The organism is Burkholderia sp. LMU1-1-1.1 (assembly GCF_040675865.1).
Lineage (GTDB): Bacteria > Pseudomonadota > Gammaproteobacteria > Burkholderiales > Burkholderiaceae_D > Rugamonas.
In genome coordinates this window covers 1-18,586 of the sequence record NZ_JBEGHG010000019.1, presented here as the reverse complement: position 1 = coordinate 18,586, position 18,586 = coordinate 1, and the positions used below count along the sequence as shown (strand labels likewise).

Below are 18,586 nucleotides of genomic sequence, written 5' to 3'. Positions count from 1 at the left end.
GGTCTACCAGATCGAGCTGACGCCGAAGGCCGCCAGCGCGCCCCCGACGAAAGCCCCCACTGTAACGCAAACCGGCGCGCCGGGCCCGCATGCCAGGCCGGCCAGTGCGCCGCCGGCCATGCCGCCCGCGATGCCGGCGCCGTTGATGGCGATTTCCTTGCCGGCCGCCGCCACTTTGTTGGTGGACGTCGTCACGTTGTAGATCGACAAACCCAGAGACACGAAGATCACGCCGCGCCCCACGTACGACAGGCGTGACATCGTTTGCGTGACCGCCGGATTGGACTTGCCGGCCGAGCTGACGATGGATGCGTAGACGATGTTGCGCTGTGACGCGGTCAGCCGGGAGAAGGTCGCGCCGGGGCCGTACATACGGGTGGTCTGGCGCGCCACCAGTTCGTTGAGCGTGTAGCCGCGCGCCTTGATGCGCTGGGCCACGGCCCGGCCCACCGACGTGCTGCGCGAGCGGATGATGGCCATGACGGCGTTGCGGGTTTCCTGGGCTTGCGCCGCCGCCTGGCCCCAGGTGATTTTCCCGGTGAAGGCCTCGCGGCGCAGCCGCTCCGCCATGAGTTTGATTTCGCGCGCGTAGGCGATGCGGGCGGAGGCGTCGATGGTCAAATGGGCGCCGGCGTTGGCAAGCTGCGCCTCGAGCGACCGGATCGTCTGCTCGAAGAGTTCCTGGTTCTCATCTTTTGTCGCTGTCGCCATGTCGCTCATCCCTGTCTAGTTATGGTGAAAAATTACGCTGAAAAATGAAGAGGAATTCACAGGTTAGAGATATCCGGACCGGGCGAATTGTGGCCGCGCAAGCGACTGCGCTAAGTGTTGCGCGACTAGCGATATGGCGCCTTGGTATTGCTACATGTCAATAAGTTCATCCGCAGCAATGCGATTATCGACAGCCTGTGCGGTTGGACCATCGCCATCACGGCTGGGGTCGCACGGCTTGTCACGGATGCCACGATGGAAAAACTGCTGCCGTACGTCGAACGTGAACTGAGCCTGCTGCGGCAGGCCGGCGCCGAGTTTGCCGGGCGCTATCCCAAGCTGGCCGGCAGCCTGGGGACGGACGGCGAAGGCGCCTCCGATCCGCATGTCGACCGTGTGATCCAGGGGGCCGCCGTGCTCAACGCGCGCGTGGGCAAGCTGCTCGACGACGGCTACGCCGGCTTCACCGAAGCGCTGCTCGGCATGCTGTATCCCCACTACCTGCGGCCGATGCCGTCCTGCTCGATCGCTCGCATCGACCATAGCGGCGCCGGGGCTGGTGAAATCGTCGGCGTGGGCAGGGTGCCGCGCGGCACGGCCATGACGGCGCTGGGACAGGCGAAGGTGACGTGCCGCTTCCGCACGGTCTACGACGTTGCCGTCGCGCCGGTGGCGATCACCGCCGCGTGGTTCGAGCCGCATATCGAGGCGCCGCCGGGGTTGCCGCTCCCCCCGGACGCCGGCGCGGCGATCTGCATCACCGTGGAAGGCGTTGGCGCCGCGCTTGGACCGGCCTTGCACGGCCTGTCGACGCTGAGGGTGTTCATCGATGGCGAACCGTCGCTGCGCGCCGCCTTGCGCGACGCGCTGTTCATGCGCGTCGCCGGCGCTTGCGTGGAAGCGGACGGGCGGTGGCACCTGCTGTCCGGGCCGCCCATAACGCCGGTCGGCTTTGCCGATGACGAGGCGCTGCTGCCGGCGGCCACCTCCGGGCACAGCGGCTACCGGCTGCTCGGCGAGTACTTCGCCTTCCCCGAAAAATTCGATTTCTTCGACATCGACCTGGATGCCGTGCTGGCCGATGTTCCTTCCGGCTGCACTGGTGTGACCCTGCGGCTGGCGCTGGCCGGCTGCCGGCCCGACCTGCCCGCCGCCCGGATCCTGCGCGCGCTGGTGGCGGACAATCTGGTGCTCGGCTGTACGCCCATCGTCAACCTGTACGCGCAGCAGGCCACGCCGATCCGTGTCACCCACGCGCTCAGCAGCTATCCGTTGATGCCCGACCAGATGCCCGCCAGCGGCAGCGAGATCTACAGCATCGATTCGGTGCATCTGGTGGTGTCGACGCCGGATGGCGACAATGTGACCGAGTTCTTTCCATACTATTCGCTGCGCCATGGCGGCGCGGCCAGCCGCAAGGGCCGCTACTGGCTCGCCAGCCGCGACGGGGCGCTGGCCGCCAGCGGCGCGGGCCACGATTTTTCGCTGACCCTGGTCGACCACGACTTTTCGCCGTTGCGCAACGAGCAGGCGACGGCGTCGGTGCGCGTCACCTGCACCAACCGCGATTTGCCCCACCACATGGAATACGGCCGGCCCCGGGGCGACCTTGCCACGGAGGCCGCCGTCGGCGGCTTTCCGATCCGCGTGCTGCGCCGCCCGACCACCTCGTACCGGCTGAGCGAGAACGGCAACGGCCAGTGGGGGCTGATCAGCCATCTGACGCTCAACCACCGCGCGCTGACGCATGAAGGCTTGCCGGCGCTGACGGCGATGCTGCGGCTGTATGCGCGGCGGGACAACGCCGTCTCCCAGCGGCAGATCGACGGCATCGCCGGCCTGTCGCACCGGCCCGCCACCAGGGTGGTGCGGCAAGCGCGGGGCAGCGCGTATCTACGTGGCACGGAGGTGACGGTCACTGTGGACGAGGAAGCGTTCGCCGGCACCGGGCTGCATATCTTCGCGCAACTGCTCGACTATCTGTTCGGGTTGCACGTTCATCTGAACAGCTACACCCAGCTGGTGATCGTCTCCAGCATCAATGGAAAGGAGTTGCTGCGATGTCTGCCCCGCAACGGCGCGTTGAGCTTGGCCTGATCGGCGAGCTGCTGGCCGAACCCCACCGCTTCGAGTTCTTTCAGGCGGTGCGGCTGATCGAGCTTGCGCAGCAACAGGAGGGCGGCGCCGGCTTGAGCGACGTACGCTTCCGCAACCGGCTGTCGCTGGGCTTCCCGCCCAGCCAGATCGACAACGTCAGCAGCGACGGCAAGTGCATCCGCGTCACGCCCGCGTTCATGGGCTTGCTGGGCGGCCAGGGCAGCTTGCCGCTGCATTATTCGGAGCGCATCAACCGCCACGAGAAGGGCAACAGCGACGGCGGACCGAGGGCGTTTCTCGACATGTTCTCGCATCGCGCGCTGGACATGTTTTGCGAGGCCTGGGCCCGGCACCGGCCGGAGTGCATGATCACGCCGGAAGGCGAGGACGCGTTCATGCACATGCTGATGTCGCTGTCGGGCGCGCATTGCGCAGCGGACGACGGCACCATCGAGCGCGAGACGATGGCCTTCTATGCGATGCAGATCCGCGGGCGGGCGGTCTCCGCGCCGCTGATGGCCGGCGTGTATGCGGAATACTTCGACGTGCCGTTCGCGGTGGAGCAGCTGGTGGGGGAGTGGCAGGACTTGCCCGCCGGCGACCAGGCACGGTTGGGCATGGCGAATGTCGATCTCGGCGGCGGTGTGTTGCTGGGCCAGCGGCTCTATCGCTGCGACGCCCGCGTGCGGCTGCGGATAGGACCGCTGGACCGGGAAGCCTACGACCGCTTCCTGCCCGGGAACAGCGGCGCGGTGCGACTGGCGGCCATGCTGGCGCTGCAATGTGGCGTGGACATGTGCTACGAAGTCCATCTGATCCAGCGCGCACAGGATGTGCGTGGTTTCAGCCTGGACGAGGCCAACGGCGCGCGGCTGGGCGTGGAAACCTGCCTCTACAGCCAGCCGCCCGGACGGGACCGGGAAGACTTGATGTATTTGCTGTGTACCTGAAGGTGACCGCAGACTACAAAGGGCGATTTGACCTATACAAATAGTACGCGGATTGCTCTTTTTATATTATAGTTGGGCATCAAAGTTTTCAATTAGAGATTTTCATGGTTACCTGCTATCTGCGCTACGTGATTGATCCACACAAGCTCAACGAGTTCGAGCGCTACGGGAAAATCTGGATACCTTTAGTTGAAAAGTTTGGCGGCCAGCATCACGGATATTTTCTTCCGTCGGAAGGCGCCAACAACGTGGCGCTGGCGATGTTCACGTTTCCATCGCTCGCCTCCTATGAAGAGTACCGGACCAAATCTCAGCATGACTCGGAGTGCCAGGCCGCCTTCAAATACGCGGAGGAAACCCGCTGCATCGTCAGCTACGAGCGCAGCTTCTTCCGGCCTGTCTTTGAGTGAGTTTTCATAAGCTTAACGTCGGGGTCAAGTCTGTCATTCGGACACGGCCTGAGCAATAAGGTGCACGCGACAGCTGTGCCTGTGTCCGAATGACAGACTTGACCCCCTTGTCACGTGCGGTATGATCGTTTCTCCAACATATAGCTGCCCACAACGATCATGCCGACTCCTATCACCATCGCGAAGAACGACACTCTTTCACTGGACATGCTGTCCAACCTGGTCAACCGCCACGGCTGCATCACCGGCGCCACCGGGACCGGCAAGACCGTGACCTTGCAGAAGATCGCGCAGTCGCTGTCCGAGATCGGCGTGCCGGTCTTCATGGCCGACGTCAAGGGCGACCTGTCCGGCATCGCCAAGGCAGGCGCGCTGAGCGAGAAGATGGGCGCCCGCCTGAGCGCGCTCAAGCTGGAGACGCCGCAGTGGGCCGGCTGCCCCGTGACCTTCTGGGATGTGTTCGGCGAAAAGGGCCATCCGGTGCGCGCGACCGTCTCCGACCTCGGCCCGCTGCTGCTGGCGCGCATGCTCAACCTGAACGATACCCAGGAGGGCGTGCTGCAACTGGTGTTCCGCATCGCCGATGACAACGGTTTGCTGCTGCTCGATAGTAAGGATCTGCGCGCGATGCTGCAGCACGTCGGCGACAACGCGGCGGACTTCAAGACCAGTTACGGCAACATCAGCGCGGCCAGCATCGGCGCCATCCAGCGCGGCCTGATCGCCATCGAGGAGCAGGGCGGCGACCAGTTCTTCGGCGAGCCGATGCTGAACATCGACGACCTGCTGCAGACCGACGCGCGCGGCAAGGGCCTGATCAACATCCTCGCCGCCGACAAGCTGATGAACGCGCCCCGCCTGTACGCGGTGTTCCTGCTGTGGATGCTGTCCGAGCTGTTCGAGAACCTGCCCGAGGTGGGCGACCTCGACAAGCCGAAGCTGGTGTTCTTCTTCGACGAGGCGCACCTGCTGTTCACCGACGCGCCCAAGGCCTTGCTGCAAAAGATAGAACAGGTGGTGCGCCTGATCCGTTCCAAGGGCGTGGGCGTGTTCTTCGTCACGCAAAATCCGATCGACATCCCGGATACGGTGCTGGGCCAGCTCGGCAACCGCGTGCAGCACGCGCTGCGCGCTTACACGCCGCGCGACCAGAAGGCGGTCAAGGCCGCCGCCGAGACGTTCCGCCCCAATCCGGCGCTCGATGTGTCGCAGGTGATCACCGAGCTGGGCGTGGGCGAGGCGCTGGTGTCCTTCCTGGACGAGAAGGGCGCGCCGCGCATGGTGGAACGCGTCTTCATCCTGCCGCCGGCCAGCCAGCTCGGCCCGCTCGATGCGGCCGAGCGCAAGGCCGCCATCGACGGTTCCATCGTGGCGGGCGTCTATGAAAAGACGGTCGACCGCGAATCGGCCTATGAAAAGCTGAACGGCCGGGTGGCGGCCGGCGCCCGCTCGGCCCAGGACGCGCCCGACGGACGCGCGACGTCGCCGGCGCAACAGCCGCCGGGCCAACCGCGGCAGCAACCGCAAGAGGCCGCCGGCGGCTCGATGTTCGGCGACGTGCTGGGCGGTTTGTTCGGCCAGACCGGCAAACGCGACACGGCGGTGCAGGCGATGGTCAAGTCGGCCGTGCGCAGCATCGGCTCCCAGGTCGGCCGCGAAATCATTCGCGGCGTGCTTGGATCGATCATGAAGAAACGTTAATTCCCTAACGTAACACGGCCACGCGCGCGCCCCCGATATGCCAGCCTCGGCTATGATAGCGACCGGTCTACAACATTGACAGCAATTTAATTGCTTTTCGACATGTTGTTGAATGGTTTTTGGCATGGCAAGGAATGGGAATGACGTTAGTGGTAAAAGGAGCGGTTGGGGCGGAGAAACGACCGCCATCGCAGTTTGGCTTGATCAATCTGTTGAAGGCGGGGGCGGCGCAGCTGATCGTGCTGCATCATCTCGCCTTCTATGGTCCGATGGCCGATCACGTGCGACCGATGTTGCCGGCGCTAATAAATTGGCTGGGGGACAGTGCGCGCATCGCGGTCCAGGCCTTCCTCGTCATCGGCGGCTTTCTGGCCGCCAAATCCCTTGCGCCCACGGGCCACGCCGGCCTTGCCGACCCCTTGGGCGCGATCTGGCGCCGCTATTCCAAGCTGGCACCGCCGTTCATGGTTGCCACATTACTCGCCGCAGCCGCGTCCATGCTGGCAGGCAAGTTGATGGCGCATGACTCCATCTCGGAGCCCGCCACCCTGAGCCAGCTGGCCGCGCATGCGCTGTTGTTGCACGGTGTGCTCGGCTATCCCTCGCTGTCCGCGGGCGCCTGGTACGTTGCCATCGACTTCCAGCTCTATGCGCTGATGGCGCTGATGCTGTGGATCGGGGGCCGTGTCGCCGCCGACCGCCGGTCGCCGTGGCTGATGCCGGGCCTGATCGCGCTCGCCGTCGCACTTTCCCTGTTGTACTTCAATCTGGACGCCGACTGGGACAACTGGGCGCCATATTTCTTCGGCAGCTACGGTTTAGGGCTGATGGCCTGGTGGGCCAGCGATCCGCGCCGCAAACCCGGCGCCGCCGCGTTGCTCGTGGGAATGGCATTTCTGCCCGTGCTGGCCGCCCAGGCACTCGATTTCCGCAGCCGCATCGCGCTGGCGATGGCGGTCGCCTGTGTTTTGGTGCTGTTTGGTCGCGCCAAAACAACATCTAGTGGTCAGGGATGGGCTGTGGTCAACGGTTTGGCGCGGATATCGTATTCCGTGTTTCTGATACATTTTCCGGTATGCCTGCTGGTGAACGCGGCGTTCACCCGTTTTGTGCCGCCCGAGCCTGAATTGCAGGCGTTCGGCATGCTCGTGGCGTGGGCCGCGAGCCTGGCGGCGGGGGCCGTGTTCTTCAGCTGTGTAGAGGCGCCGTTGGCCCGCCTGGTCCAACGCGGCGGCGATCGGAGCGTCCCGCGTCCGTCGCCCGCGTAGACGGTTTCAAGCCTCCGCCGTAGCGCCGAAAGCCAATCCATCACGGGTTGGCTTTTTTTCATTTCGCGCCGGAACAAAAAGCCAAGGTTGCTAGTTATATGATTTTGGAATATGAATTTGCAAATAAATGATAGATTGGCATGCTTGAGGCGGGCGTAATATGAAAGTCATGCAGCCATGGCAAGTACAAAAAAGGACTGCAATAACAACATAGGAGACAACAATGACAACGCCTCAGACCCGTATGCGGAAGACTGTATTAGCCGCCCTCATCGCCGAAATGGTGATTTCCCTCAGCGCCTCCGCGCAAACGGCCGATCAGCCGGTTATCGATCCTTCCGCGACAGTCGTCGTCAGCGGGATTCGCGCTTCCCTCAGTTCCTCGCTGAACACCAAACGCATGCAGGACGGCGTGGTCGACGCCGTTTCGGCCGAGGACGCCGGCAAATTCCCCGACACCAATATCGCCGAGTCCCTGCAACGTGTGACCGGTGTGCAAATCCAGCGCAACGGCGGCGAGGGGCGCTACATCTCGGTGCGCGGACTGGGGCCTGAATTCAACAATGTGCTGGTCAACGGCCGGACCATGACCAGCGACACCGGCGGCCGCGAGTTCTCGTTCGACATGCTGTCGTCCGATCTGATTTCCAAAGTGCTGGTCTACAAGACCTCGCAGGCCTTCCTGCCCGAGGGCGGCATCGGTTCGACCGTGGATATCCAGACCGCGCGTCCGTTGTCGGGCAAGGTGGGGCATTCGACGGTGTTCAACGCGTCCAGCTCCTACGACGACAATTCGAAAAAGTACACGCCCAACGCCAGCGGCATGTATTCGTTCGCCAACGAGGCGCGCACCTTCGGCGTGGCCGGCTCGGTGTCGTACACCGACCGCGCGTCCAAGCAGAACAAGGCCGTCACCGACGCCTGGAACTACCGCGACGTGGCGATGATCAACGGCGACCTCAATTCCAAAGGGTTGACGATGGCCGACGTCACCACCCGCAAGCTGTATATGCCGCAGAGCTACGGCTTCCAGCAGGAGGAGGAAAGCCGCAAGCGCCTGGTCGGTAACTTGGCGGTGCAATACAATCCGTCGCCGACGTGGAAGCTTAGCGCCGACGCCCTGTTTTCGCGTCTGGACCAGAAAAACGCGGTGGTCGCCGTCAGCGACTGGAATAATCCGACCCAGCTCGGCGTGAAGTACGACAACAACGACCAGGTGACCAGCTTCCTGCGCCCCGGCTCGACCTTTTACGCCAACAATCCGGAGATCGCCGGCGCCGGCAAGCTGCTCGGCGAAGCGAACTCGAACGACATGATCGTCAAGGGGGGCGACCGCCTGTCGATCACCCGCGCCTTCGGCCTGAATTCGAAATGGAAGATCGCCGACGAATGGCGCCTGGAGGGCGATGTGTCGACCTCGCGCTCGACATCGGCCTCGCCGGACATGTGGGTGGTGGCCGGCATGGTGCCGAAAAACGGCGACGTGCTCAGCTTTAACGGCACGCCCAGCATCACCTTCGGCGACGGCCTGGCCGACCCGACGGCCGTGCGCGCGCACGCCGTCTCCAACGGCCAGGTCAACCTCCACGACAGGTTGAAAGAAGGGCGCATGAACCTGTCGTGGGACCACGAGATGGGCTACTTCAAGGGCGCCGATACCGGTGTCGGCTATTCGCAGCGCGAGGTCGGCCGCCTGACCTACAGCAGCGACTCGTGGAACGCCTTCAGCGGCTACCACGTGGGCCTGCCGGCCAGCCTGTTCACCGTGACGCCGCTGGAAAACTTCCTCGGCGGCGGCGCCCAGGTGCCGTCGGCGTATCTGCGTTTCGATCCGCACGCCTACATCAATTACCTGAACCAGCCGTCGCTGCTGCCGCAGTCCAACGACCCTGCGCTGTATTCCGATAAGACCAAGTATCCGAACGGCCCGATGGCGATCGACTACACCAAGCCGTCGTCGTGGGGCGTGGAGGAAAAGGTCAAGAGTTTGTTCCTCGACACGCGCTGGGAGGGCAGCGGCTGGTCGGCCAACGCCGGCATGCGCATGGTCCGCGTGAACTCGAGTTCCACCGGCACCAGCCGCGTGCTGCTGTCGGCGGTCAAGAGCCCGAATGACACGACCTTCATTTCGCAGTGGGGACCGTACCAGATTATCACCGTCGACAACAGCTATAACAGCTACCTGCCGTCGGCCAATTTGAAAATCGACCTGACCAAGGACATGCTGCTGCGCTTTGCCGCCTCCAAGACCGAGACCCGGCCGACGTTGAGCCAGATGAGCGTGGACAACTGGTACGGCGGCCGCTTCGGCGACGTGCAGACCGGCGGCGGCAATCCTTACCTGAAGCCGATGCAGTCGAAGAACTTCGACGTGTCGTATGAATGGTATCTGTCGAAGACCAACTATGTCAGCACGGCCGTCTTCATGAAGAAGGTTTCCGACTTCCTCGAGACGACCTTGCAGGACATGCGGATACCGCAGTTCGACGAAGTCGTTCACGACTCCCGCATCCGCAACGGTCAGAAAGGCAAGATCAAGGGTATCGAGATCGCCGGCCAGTACGCCTTCGACGAGTCGATACCTTGGCTGCAGGGCTTCGGCGTGGCCGCCAACTACACCTACGTGGACGCCAGCGCCGAGCGCGCGGGCGGTGCGCCGGCCTGCGGTTATCCGGGCTTGTCGCCACAGTCGTACAACGGCTCGCTGTTCTTCGAGAACACCCAGTTCTCGGCGCGTGTGAGCTACAACTGGCGTAACCACTTCTCGGTCGATTGCGGCGGCGGCAGCACCATGCCGCGCAACCGCGCGGCGTATGGCCAGACCGATGCCAGCTTGCGCTACAACATCACGCCGAAGATCGCGCTGTACCTCGATGCGATCAATTTGAACAACGCGAGAATGCGCGAGTACGCCAACAACGAAAGCCAGTTCCTGACGCTGGAAGATGTGGGCCGCCGTGTGAACGTTGGCGTGCGGATGGCTTTCTAAGTCCCGCCTGAATAGAACGGCCGGGTTCCGCATCGCATGCGGGGCCCGGCCGTTTTTTTATGGCGCCGGCCCTGCGCTAACGCCCCAGCAGTCGCGGCGGCTCCGACGCGTAGATTTTCGGCAGCAGCGGATGGGCCAGGGTGAAGCAGCGGCCGGCGCTGGCTTTCACCAGTTCGATTTCCTTGGCGAAGTAGCGCGCGGTCAGCGCGTCGAGCGATCCATCGCGTTTGGCCATCGACAGGCCCGTCTCGAGCCGTTGCGCCAGCCGCGGCTCGTTGGCGCTGACGTAGTAGACCACCGGCAAGGGGTAGTACAGCATCAGCCCCGGCACCAGCGCCAGGGTGTCGACCAGTTGGGCATGCTCCTTCATCAGGAAATCCGCTTCGACCACGCTGATCGGCAGGTAGTCGAAGCGGTGGCTGACCAACATGTCGAGCAAGGTCGCGATGTTGCCGCTGTCGACGACCTGGTAGCCATTGTGGCGCAGCACGGCGTTGTCCACCCAGCCCCGGCCTTGCCCGGCCACAAGCCGTTTTAATTGTCCGGCGGTGGAAATGTCTTTAAATTTCGACAGGTCGCTGCGGCGTACGATCAGTCTGCGATAGCCCAGCAAGCCACCCAGCACCGGCGTGCCGATCATGATGGCGCGCTCCAGCGGATCGTCGGCGTCCAGGTCGCGCCACGGGCCGGCATGAACGTTCATGCGCTTGCCGGAATGGATTTCGCGCCGGATGCGCGAGGTGCTCATCGTATCGACCACGCGCTCCACCGAGTACGGGCCATACGCCGCCAGCGTCTTTTGCAGGGCCAGATTGAGGGCGGCGGTCTGGTACTGGTCGCGCTTCGGGGTTTTGCCCCAGTCCCAGTAACGATAGACCATCGGTTCGGGTGCCGCCAGCGCGTTGCGGGTACTAAATGCCGAGGCGGCCAAGGTGGCCAGGGCCAGCAGGGTGGTCCTGCGTGGGGTGCTGACTTGCGTGCCAGGGGAGAAATGTGTCTTGAACAATGAATGCATACTGGAAATTTTAACACCGCCTAATACCAGCGCGGCGCCTGCCAGCCCGGCTGCGGCTTTGTCGCGAGTAATTGCCGCAAATCAGGCGAAGGTTTGCAGCAGCCAGCGCAGCGTGCTCGGGCGGACTTCGAAAATCAGCGACTGGGCCAGATTGGCGCGTTGTTCCAGTTTGGTGACATCGGGGCAAGAGGCGACGCGGATCAGGAATCCGGCCAGCATGCTGCGGTACCTTTTGTTCTCGGCGGCATTGAACAGGTGGGATTGGCGGAAGTAATTTTCCTTGTGGAAGGCGAGCGTTTCGCGCGCGAGCAGTGCTTCGTCCGTGGTCAGCGCCTGGTCGTGGTGGCGGTAGCGGGCCACCGTGCGGTCGAGGAAGCCGATCCGCGCCGTTTCGGCGAACCGGTACCACATCGAGATGTCGTCCAGGATGCGGTAACGGACGTCGAAGCGCTGGCCGACGATGACCTCGCGCCGGCACAGGATGGTTTGCGTGCTCATGCCGGTCTGAAGGCCCGCCATGCACCCCCAGAAGTTGCGGCACCGGTACAGCCCGTCGCCCAGCGGCTCCAGGTAGTCGCGCGCCGTCGATGTGAACTCCCTGTGGGCCAGGTAGCCGCGCTGCCCGCGCAGCGCCTCGCCGAACGGTTCGAAGTCGGCGAAGAGGATGTCCAGTTCGGGATGTTGCCCGAAGATGCGCGTGGCGTGTTCCAGCTTGTCCGGCAGCATCACGTCGTCCTGGTCGCAGAAGGAAATGTAGCGGCCCCTCGCCAGAGACAAGCCGACGTTCTTCGGCAGCGCGGGCGCGCCGGAATTGACCGCCGTCGATACCACGCGCACGCGGGCGTCGCGCGCGGCATACTCGGCCGCGATCGCCGCCGAAGCGTCGGTCGCGCAATCGTTGACGATGATCAGTTCGAGATCCGCGCAGGTCTGCCGCAGGATGCTGTCGATCGCCTCGGCCAGATAGGCTTGGCCGTTGTAGGCGGGCATGATGACGGAGTGCTGTGGCATATCGTGTCCTAGCGCCGTGCCGGTTTCGGAAGCAGGCGGCGCAGCAGTGGACGTGTCGTCGCCATCAGGTCCGGCTTGATTTCGTGGTTGAGCAAGACTATTCCCGCCAGCCAGCAGAGCAGCGAGGCAGAACCGGCGAGCGCGAGCAGGACTACGGGGCTGGCGTCGTCGAGGCCGGGCGACAGCATAGTCAGCGCCGGGCCGGCCACCGTCAGCGCCGTCAGGGCGGCCGAACGGGCGACGCCCCGGCCGAGTTCCGCCAGGCGCATGCCGGTCAGCGCCGCCAGGCTGCGGTACAGCAGGGCCGAGCGCAGCAGTGAGGTCGCGGCGATGCTCCAGGCCACCGCCTCCAGCCCGAACGGCGCCGCCACGACGATGCCGGCGATCCGTACCGACACGCCGATCGCCTCCAGTTGCGCGCGCAGCCGCACTTGTCCCATGGCGACGAACAGGTCGCGCGCCATGCTGAACAGGCAGAACGTGGCGCTCGAGACGCACATGACGCGCACCAGCGGCGCGCTGGCATCCCACTGTGGGCCGTACAGCAGCCGCGTCAGCGGCGTGGCCAGCACGGCCAGCACGGCGAAGAACGGCCACGCCAGCCCCGCCATGTAGGCGATGGTGCGCAGGTACAGCCGTTTGACGTCGTGGCCGTCGCGGACGTTGGCGGCGAACAGCGGCAGGATCACGGGCGTGACGGCCCGCGTGATCAGCATGTTGAAGATGTTCAGCGTGGCCTGCGCCTTGCCGAACAGTCCGACCGCCTCGACATCGATGAGCTTGCCGATGATCATGTCCGGCGCGGCGACCCCGCACTCATCGATCACGTTCGAGCCGGTCGCGTAGGCGCCGAAGCGCAGCAGCTTGCGCATGCCGGTGAAGCCGGGCAGCCAGGGCATGTCGGCGGGCCGGAAAGGCAGGCTCGCCAGCACCGTCACCAGGCTGCCGGCGACCGCCGCCCACGCCAGGCTCAGGTAGCCGAAGCCCAGTTTGATCAGCACCAGGCAGACCACCAGGTTGGTCAGCGCGTTGGCCACGTTGATCCAGTAGAGCGCGCGGAAGCGCAGTTGCCGGCGCAGCACGGGCAGCGTGATGGAGCCGAACGGGATCAGCAGGACGTTGAGCGCCAGCACGCGCAGGACCTCGCCGACACCGGGCTCGTCGTAGAAAGCCGCGACCGGATCGCCGGCCAGCGCGAGCAGGGCGGCCATGCTCCAGGAGATCAGCATCGTCAGCGTGTAGGCGGCACGCAGGCGCTCCGTGTTCAGGTCCTTTTCCTGGATCAGATATTGGCCGATGCCGAAATCGCGCACCATCTGGGTGATGCCGACGACGACGGCGCCGATCGAGAAGATGCCGATCTGGCCGGGTGTCAACAGGCGTGCGATGACCATGCCGCCGGCCATGCCGATCACCAGCACGGTGTACTTCTCGGCAAACGACATCAGCAGGGAACTTTTAATCGCGTTCATTCTCGGGTGGTCCGCATTGAACGCGGCGGCAACATGCGTAAGGGGGGCCTTCGCATGGTATTGCTATTTTTGTTCTCGGGAATTGATTTGGAACGAACCCTGGCGATGTGGGTTGGCGGGGTGTTTCAAACTGATCGCTGTTAAAGTGTTACTCTTGTCATGTTCCTACGCGGATACGCGCGTAGCGGAAGTACTCTTCATTTGCTCAATCTCGAGGGTGCACACATGGTCAATGAATTCATGCTCGCGACACCGGTCGCGCTTCCCGTCGAGTCTGGCGTCACCCATGTTTATCGGTCGGTCAACCTGGCCGACGCCTATGCGATACGGCTGCCCTCGAGCGCATCCAACGATCCGGATGTGTTGGCAAGGTTTATCTTCTCGCAGCAGCCATCTTGGATTGGAACGCTTCTCGGCCTGCGGGATGTGCTCGTCGCCGGTTTCGGTCTGAAGACGAGCAAGCAGTTGGCGGTGGTCGCCGCCGGGGCGAAGACGTCCGAGCGTGTCGGAATCTTCAAGGTCTACAGCACCAACGAGACCGAGATCGTGTTGGGGGAGGACGACAAACACCTTGATTTCAGGTTGTCGGTTCTATGCTCGACGGATGCGGCGCCCGACAGCGGCCGCCAGCTGACTCTTTCCACGGTGGTGCATTGCCACAACCTTCTGGGGCGTGTCTACATACTGGTTATCGCTCCGTTTCATCGCATGGTGGTCAAAGCCAGTCTGCGTCGTGCCGCAAGGGTCGGTTGGCCCCGGGCCTAGTGGCGCAGGACGATGGTGAGCAGCGCCACCGAATTGGCCACCGCCCGGACCGCGTGCGGGGCGCCGCCTTCCAGGTACAGCATCTCACCGGCCTTGAGCGTGACGGGCTGGCCGCGCGTGGTGAACGCGATTTCACCGGACACGCATAGCAAGGTGATCTCGCCTTTGACGTGGTGCTCGGGCATCTCTTTTCCGGCGGGCAGCACCAGCCGGATCAACTCGATCTGCTCCGTCTTGGCCAGCGCTATGGAGGAAAAGGCCGAGGCGTCCTCGCCCGCGTGTGTCAATGCGATGACGTCTCCGGGTTTCGCGTGTTCCAAAGCCATGATGCCTCCAACGTCGATGAGTGAATTTCCATGTTAGCACCGCTTGCGATAACCGGCAGGGCAACAGGACGCGCGTATGCATCGGCTCGTGTAGAAATTGTGGACCTGACCCCGGAGCCCCGCTATAGTGGAGTTCCCTTGCCACTTCGATCACTTTATACAGATGAAGAACATCGCTTTGGCGCTCGCCGCCGCCACCTTCGTCGCGCCGCCGGTTCAGGCCGCGCCCGCCAAGCCCTTGCGCGTGCTGATCGTCAGCGGTGGTGGATACCATAACTATCCGGAACAACGCCGTCTGCTGGAAAATGGTCTGGAGGCGGAGCTCAATGTCGAGGTGTCGCACTTGTTTAACGAGACGAGCGGCGCCGACCGGCGTCCGATTATCGGCAACGCGAACTATGGCGATGGTTACGATGTGATCATCCACAATGAGTGCTCGTCCCAACCGGGCGACACGGTTGCGCTCGACAATGCGTTGGCGCCGCATCGGCGCGGCGTCCCGGCCGTCAACCTGCACTGCGCGATGCATTCATATCGGTTGGAAACCTGGCGTGAGCCGGCCAAGCCCGGCGCCGCAGATGCGCGTTGGTTCGCGTTCACCGGCATCCAGTCCACCGGCCACGGGCCGCAGTCGCCGATCAAACTGAGCGCGATCAACGCCGGGCACCCGATCGCCAAGGGACTGGAGCTGTGGACCACGCCGAACGAAGAGCTCTACAACAATCTGACGGATTTCGGTGTCACGCCGATTCTGGCGGGGATCCAGTCGAATGCGGTAAAGGAAAGCGAGCGCAGCCAGCAGTTCACGGTGGCCTGGACGCACGAGTACGGTCCGGCCAAGGCCAAGGTGTTCAGCCTGACGCTGGCGCATAATGAGAACACCATGGCTGATAAGCGTTATCTGAATCTGGTCGCGCGAGGGGTTGCCTGGGCGACTGGTCATCTGAACGCCGACGGCAGTTTTGACGCAGTGATTCGACCTCAGAAGTAGAAGGTCACGGTCACTTGTCAGCAAGGCCGGGGAGGGCTGACTTAGTTCGAGGTTTTTCCATACTCCCCGAGTGGACGGCATTCGAGTGAAAACTCGACATGATAATGCTCGTCATGTTTGATCCAAGGTGTTGTCTTCATGAAGGGCACCGAGTCCCGCAGCACGCCGCCGCGCTTTGTCTGAAAAAGTAATTCTCTGAGTTCCTTTTGGAAGATCACGGTTTTAATCTTCACATGGCGCTTCTTCGCCGCTTCGGCAAGTTGGTAGATGTGCTCCGCCATGGCTTCGAAGTCGATCTGCAAATCATCCAGCGACCCGCTGTCATCAAATTCCAGTCCGTAGCCAAACTTGTTCTGTATGGTCGTCGGCAGCAGCACGGACCTGTGTGCGCGGTCGATTACGGGCACCATGAAGTCGACCGAGATACCGGAGTGGTGAGTTCGGTGCGGCTTGAATGGCCCGCCGGTTGCGAGACCTGTTTCGCCATACATGAAACGCTTTTCGGGCGCGCTGATCCGCATCGCCTCGTAGGCGTCGACGACGATATCGCGTACGGTCTGGTGCACGTAGGTTCTGCCGAGCGCGACGCCCAGCGTGCTGTAGGGGACGTAATTTTGTCCTTGGCTGGGAAGCGGTACGCCGCCTTGCAGGCGCCCTTGGCCCGGCGCGCCGTAGCACGTGCTGCCGGCGGCGCTGGCAGTCGCCAACGGAAGCGCAAGGACAAGTGCTGCCCGCAAGATCCGATTCATTTTTCCTCACAGATTGATGCTTATCACTCTGCGATTGTACGTCGGACAAACCGCATCGTACCGGGTCAATCAGGGGCATTGATCAAGATCAAGAGAGCAGCGGCTATGAATTATCTGGCTCGGTCGGTCGATTTGCCGTCCAGTGGGAGTTCGGAAGTGGCAAATCAGAGCCGCTGCAGGATTGCCTATTCGCCGTTGAGTGTGCGTCCCCCATCGACAATGATCTCCGAGCCCACGGTCCATTTGGACTCGTCGGAGGCGAAGTAGAGCACGGCTTTTGCCACCTCTTCCGGTGTTCCCATGCGGCCCAACGGGATGTTCGCGACGATTTGCTTGCCGACCTCATCACGGTAGGCCGCCGGGATGCCGAGCTTGTCGTACAGCGGGGTGTCGACCGGGCCGGGACTGACCGCGTTGAATCGCACGCCGCGTCCGAGCAATTCGCTCGACAGCGTCTTGGACAGGCTCAGGAACGCAGCCTTGGTCGCCGCATATACCGACGAGTTCGCAGCGCCCACGTGCGCGTTGATCGATGTGTTCAACACCACCGACGCGGGATTGGCGAACACTGGCAACAGAGCCTGGACCAGGAAATACGGCCCCTTGACGTTGATATCGAAAGAGCGATCAAACATCTCGTCCGTCCAGTTTTCGATTGGTGCCCAGACCGAAACGCCGGCGTTGAGGAACGCGACGTCGAGCTGGCCGTAATGATCTTTCACCGCCTGCGCCAACTGCTTTTGCGCCGCGACGTCGGCCGAGTCGGCGCGCAACACCAGCACCTCGGAACCTAGTTCAGCCTTCGCCTTGGCGATGGAATCGGGATTGACGCCGGTGACGACAACGCGCGCACCTTCCGCCTGAAATTGCTTGGCCGTTTCAAGACCGATACCGCTAGTGCCGCCCGTGATAAGCGTACGTTTTCCTTGCAATCGAGACATGTGACTTCCTTTATTGTTGAGTGACTGTCGACCCGGCGCCACGCGCCGCATCAAGGTCGTCAGCATGCACTCATCCACTAAAATGGATAAGCCCAGGTTTATGCATATAATTCATGCTTCCAATGTATGAATGAAGAAAATGGACCGATTTTTATTGATGACATGTTTCGCGCGTACTGTGGAGCTAGGCAGTCTGTCGGCGGCCGGCCGCGATTTGGGGCTCAGCCAGCCCAACGTCAGCCGGTATGTGGCCGCATTGGAGGAGCACCTGCAGATTCGGCTGTTGCATCGCTCCACACGCAAGCTGAGCCTCACGCAAGAGGGTGAGCGGTACTATGCGGAGGTCCGCACGATCCTGGACGCGGTGAAAGAATCGGAGTCGGCGGTTCGCGCCAACGTCGAACCATCCGGTTTGTTACGCGTCGCTTGTCCGACCACGTTGGCCCATACGTTTGTATTGCCACATGTGCCGGAGTTTATGGGGCTGTACCGCGAGGTGGCGCTTGATTTGCAGATGAGCGATCGATACGTCAATCTGGTTGATGAAGGGTTCGAGCTCGCCATCCGCATTGGCCACCTCGACGACAGTACGTTGCGTGCGCGGCGCATCGGGCAATTCGAGCGTGTCTGCGTCGCCAGCGAGCGGTATATCGCCGCGCATGGCAGTCCGGAAAAACCAGAGGATTTGCGTGACCACGATTGCGTGATTTTCACGCAGCTCTTAACGGGCGGCACCTGGCGCTTCCGGAGTGGTGAAGTTCCTGTGTCGGGCAGAATCAGTGTCAATTCACCGGAGGCGGCGCGTGAGATGGTTTCGGCCGGCCTTGGCATCGGCTGCGGCCCGCAGTGGCTGTTCGAGGCTGGATTAAGGGACGGCAGCTTGCGGCTCATCCTTCGCGATCACGTGCCGCCGCCGGTGCCGATCAATATCCTGTATGCGGCAAACCGGCTCATGCCGGCGCGGGTACGGGCGTTCATGGATTTCATCACGCAGAAGTTTCTGTTAATACCGGCCTTCAATGGCCGGGTGCCAGCCCCAATCGGGCTGTCGGGTTAGATCGAACGGTAATCCCCCCTGCAAATGATCGCCATCAGAAGTAGAATTTTCTCAATTAGCTTTTTGAAAGTTCTGCAATGAAGACTTCCCGATTCACCGACAGCCAAATCATCGCCATCCTGAAGCAGGCAGA

16 protein-coding genes are annotated in these 18,586 nt (G+C 62.8%); 9 read left to right on the top strand and 7 right to left on the bottom strand.

The genetic code is table 11. From position 1 onward, the window contains the following. Positions 1-3: 3 nt before the first annotated feature. Entirely contained in the window at positions 4-711 is a 708-nt protein-coding gene (locus MRBLMU1_RS17145; RefSeq protein ID WP_363503503.1) for a hypothetical protein, read from the bottom strand. A 255-nt stretch (positions 712-966) separates the two neighbouring features. Here MRBLMU1_RS17145 and tssF point away from each other — a divergent pair, with 255 nt between their 5' ends. The 6 genes from tssF (at position 967) to MRBLMU1_RS17115 (ending at position 10,126) form a co-directional block, all read left to right on the top strand. Further along, on the top strand, positions 967-2,808 hold the full coding sequence (gene tssF / locus MRBLMU1_RS17140) for a type VI secretion system baseplate subunit TssF (RefSeq protein WP_363503501.1): 1,842 nt from the start codon (positions 967-969) through the stop codon (positions 2,806-2,808). Continuing rightward, on the top strand, positions 2,772-3,758 hold the full coding sequence (tssG, locus tag MRBLMU1_RS17135; protein WP_363503499.1) for a type VI secretion system baseplate subunit TssG: 987 nt from the start codon (positions 2,772-2,774) through the stop codon (positions 3,756-3,758). The genes tssF and tssG overlap by 37 nt, the downstream gene beginning before the upstream one ends. Before the next feature lie 104 nt (positions 3,759-3,862). Further along, positions 3,863-4,168, top strand: coding sequence for an NIPSNAP family protein (locus MRBLMU1_RS17130; RefSeq protein ID WP_363503497.1), 306 nt, complete (start codon positions 3,863-3,865; stop codon positions 4,166-4,168). A 159-nt stretch (positions 4,169-4,327) separates the two neighbouring features. Beyond that, positions 4,328-5,869, top strand: a complete 1,542-nt coding sequence (locus MRBLMU1_RS17125) for a helicase HerA-like C-terminal domain-containing protein (RefSeq protein WP_363503495.1) — start codon at positions 4,328-4,330, stop codon at positions 5,867-5,869. Positions 5,870-6,009: 140 nt separating this feature from the next. Continuing rightward, complete coding sequence (locus MRBLMU1_RS17120) at positions 6,010-7,137, top strand: acyltransferase family protein (protein WP_363503493.1); 1,128 nt, start codon at positions 6,010-6,012, stop codon at positions 7,135-7,137. A 223-nt stretch (positions 7,138-7,360) separates the two neighbouring features. Then, positions 7,361-10,126: a TonB-dependent receptor gene (locus MRBLMU1_RS17115; RefSeq protein WP_363503491.1), complete on the top strand. Its 2,766-nt coding sequence runs from the start codon at positions 7,361-7,363 to the stop codon at positions 10,124-10,126. A gap of 76 nt (positions 10,127-10,202) precedes the next feature. Here MRBLMU1_RS17115 and MRBLMU1_RS17110 read toward each other — a convergent pair whose 3' ends face one another. The 3 genes from MRBLMU1_RS17110 to MRBLMU1_RS17100 all read right to left on the bottom strand — a co-directional run bounded on the left by MRBLMU1_RS17110 (position 10,203) and on the right by MRBLMU1_RS17100 (position 13,624). Then, positions 10,203-11,132, bottom strand: coding sequence for a transporter substrate-binding domain-containing protein (locus tag MRBLMU1_RS17110; protein ID WP_363503489.1), 930 nt, complete (start codon positions 11,130-11,132; stop codon positions 10,203-10,205). Between the two features lie 90 nt (positions 11,133-11,222). After that, positions 11,223-12,152, bottom strand: coding sequence for a glycosyltransferase family 2 protein (locus MRBLMU1_RS17105; RefSeq protein ID WP_363503487.1), 930 nt, complete (start codon positions 12,150-12,152; stop codon positions 11,223-11,225). 8 nt (positions 12,153-12,160) lie between these two features. After that, complete coding sequence (locus tag MRBLMU1_RS17100) at positions 12,161-13,624, bottom strand: lipopolysaccharide biosynthesis protein (protein ID WP_363503485.1); 1,464 nt, start codon at positions 13,622-13,624, stop codon at positions 12,161-12,163. A 225-nt stretch (positions 13,625-13,849) separates the two neighbouring features. On the opposite strand from MRBLMU1_RS17100, the gene MRBLMU1_RS17095 reads away from it, so the two are divergent. Further along, a complete protein-coding gene (locus tag MRBLMU1_RS17095) occupies positions 13,850-14,389 on the top strand; it encodes a DUF2867 domain-containing protein (protein ID WP_363503483.1) in 540 nt (179 codons plus the stop codon). Here MRBLMU1_RS17095 and MRBLMU1_RS17090 read toward each other — a convergent pair. Next, positions 14,386-14,715, bottom strand: coding sequence for a cupin domain-containing protein (locus MRBLMU1_RS17090; RefSeq protein WP_363503481.1), 330 nt, complete (start codon positions 14,713-14,715; stop codon positions 14,386-14,388). The two genes, MRBLMU1_RS17095 and MRBLMU1_RS17090, sit on opposite strands and share 4 nt — an antisense overlap. A 163-nt stretch (positions 14,716-14,878) precedes the next feature. Here MRBLMU1_RS17090 and MRBLMU1_RS17085 point away from each other — a divergent pair, with 163 nt between their 5' ends. Further along, positions 14,879-15,706, top strand: a complete 828-nt coding sequence (locus MRBLMU1_RS17085) for a ThuA domain-containing protein (RefSeq protein WP_363503479.1) — start codon at positions 14,879-14,881, stop codon at positions 15,704-15,706. A gap of 41 nt (positions 15,707-15,747) precedes the next feature. Here the strand turns inward: MRBLMU1_RS17085 and MRBLMU1_RS17080 are convergent, their stop codons facing one another. Both MRBLMU1_RS17080 and MRBLMU1_RS17075 read right to left on the bottom strand, forming a co-directional pair. Further along, positions 15,748-16,455 carry a penicillin-insensitive murein endopeptidase gene (locus MRBLMU1_RS17080; RefSeq protein ID WP_363503477.1) on the bottom strand — a complete coding sequence of 236 codons (708 nt, stop codon included), beginning with the start codon at positions 16,453-16,455 and terminating at the stop codon, positions 15,748-15,750. Between the two features lie 185 nt (positions 16,456-16,640). Next, complete coding sequence (locus MRBLMU1_RS17075; protein WP_363503604.1) at positions 16,641-17,396, bottom strand: SDR family oxidoreductase; 756 nt, start codon at positions 17,394-17,396, stop codon at positions 16,641-16,643. A 139-nt stretch (positions 17,397-17,535) separates the two neighbouring features. On the opposite strand from MRBLMU1_RS17075, the gene MRBLMU1_RS17070 reads away from it, so the two are divergent. Beyond that, positions 17,536-18,453, top strand: coding sequence for a LysR family transcriptional regulator (locus MRBLMU1_RS17070; protein WP_363503602.1), 918 nt, complete (start codon positions 17,536-17,538; stop codon positions 18,451-18,453). Positions 18,454-18,586: the final 133 nt, after the last annotated feature.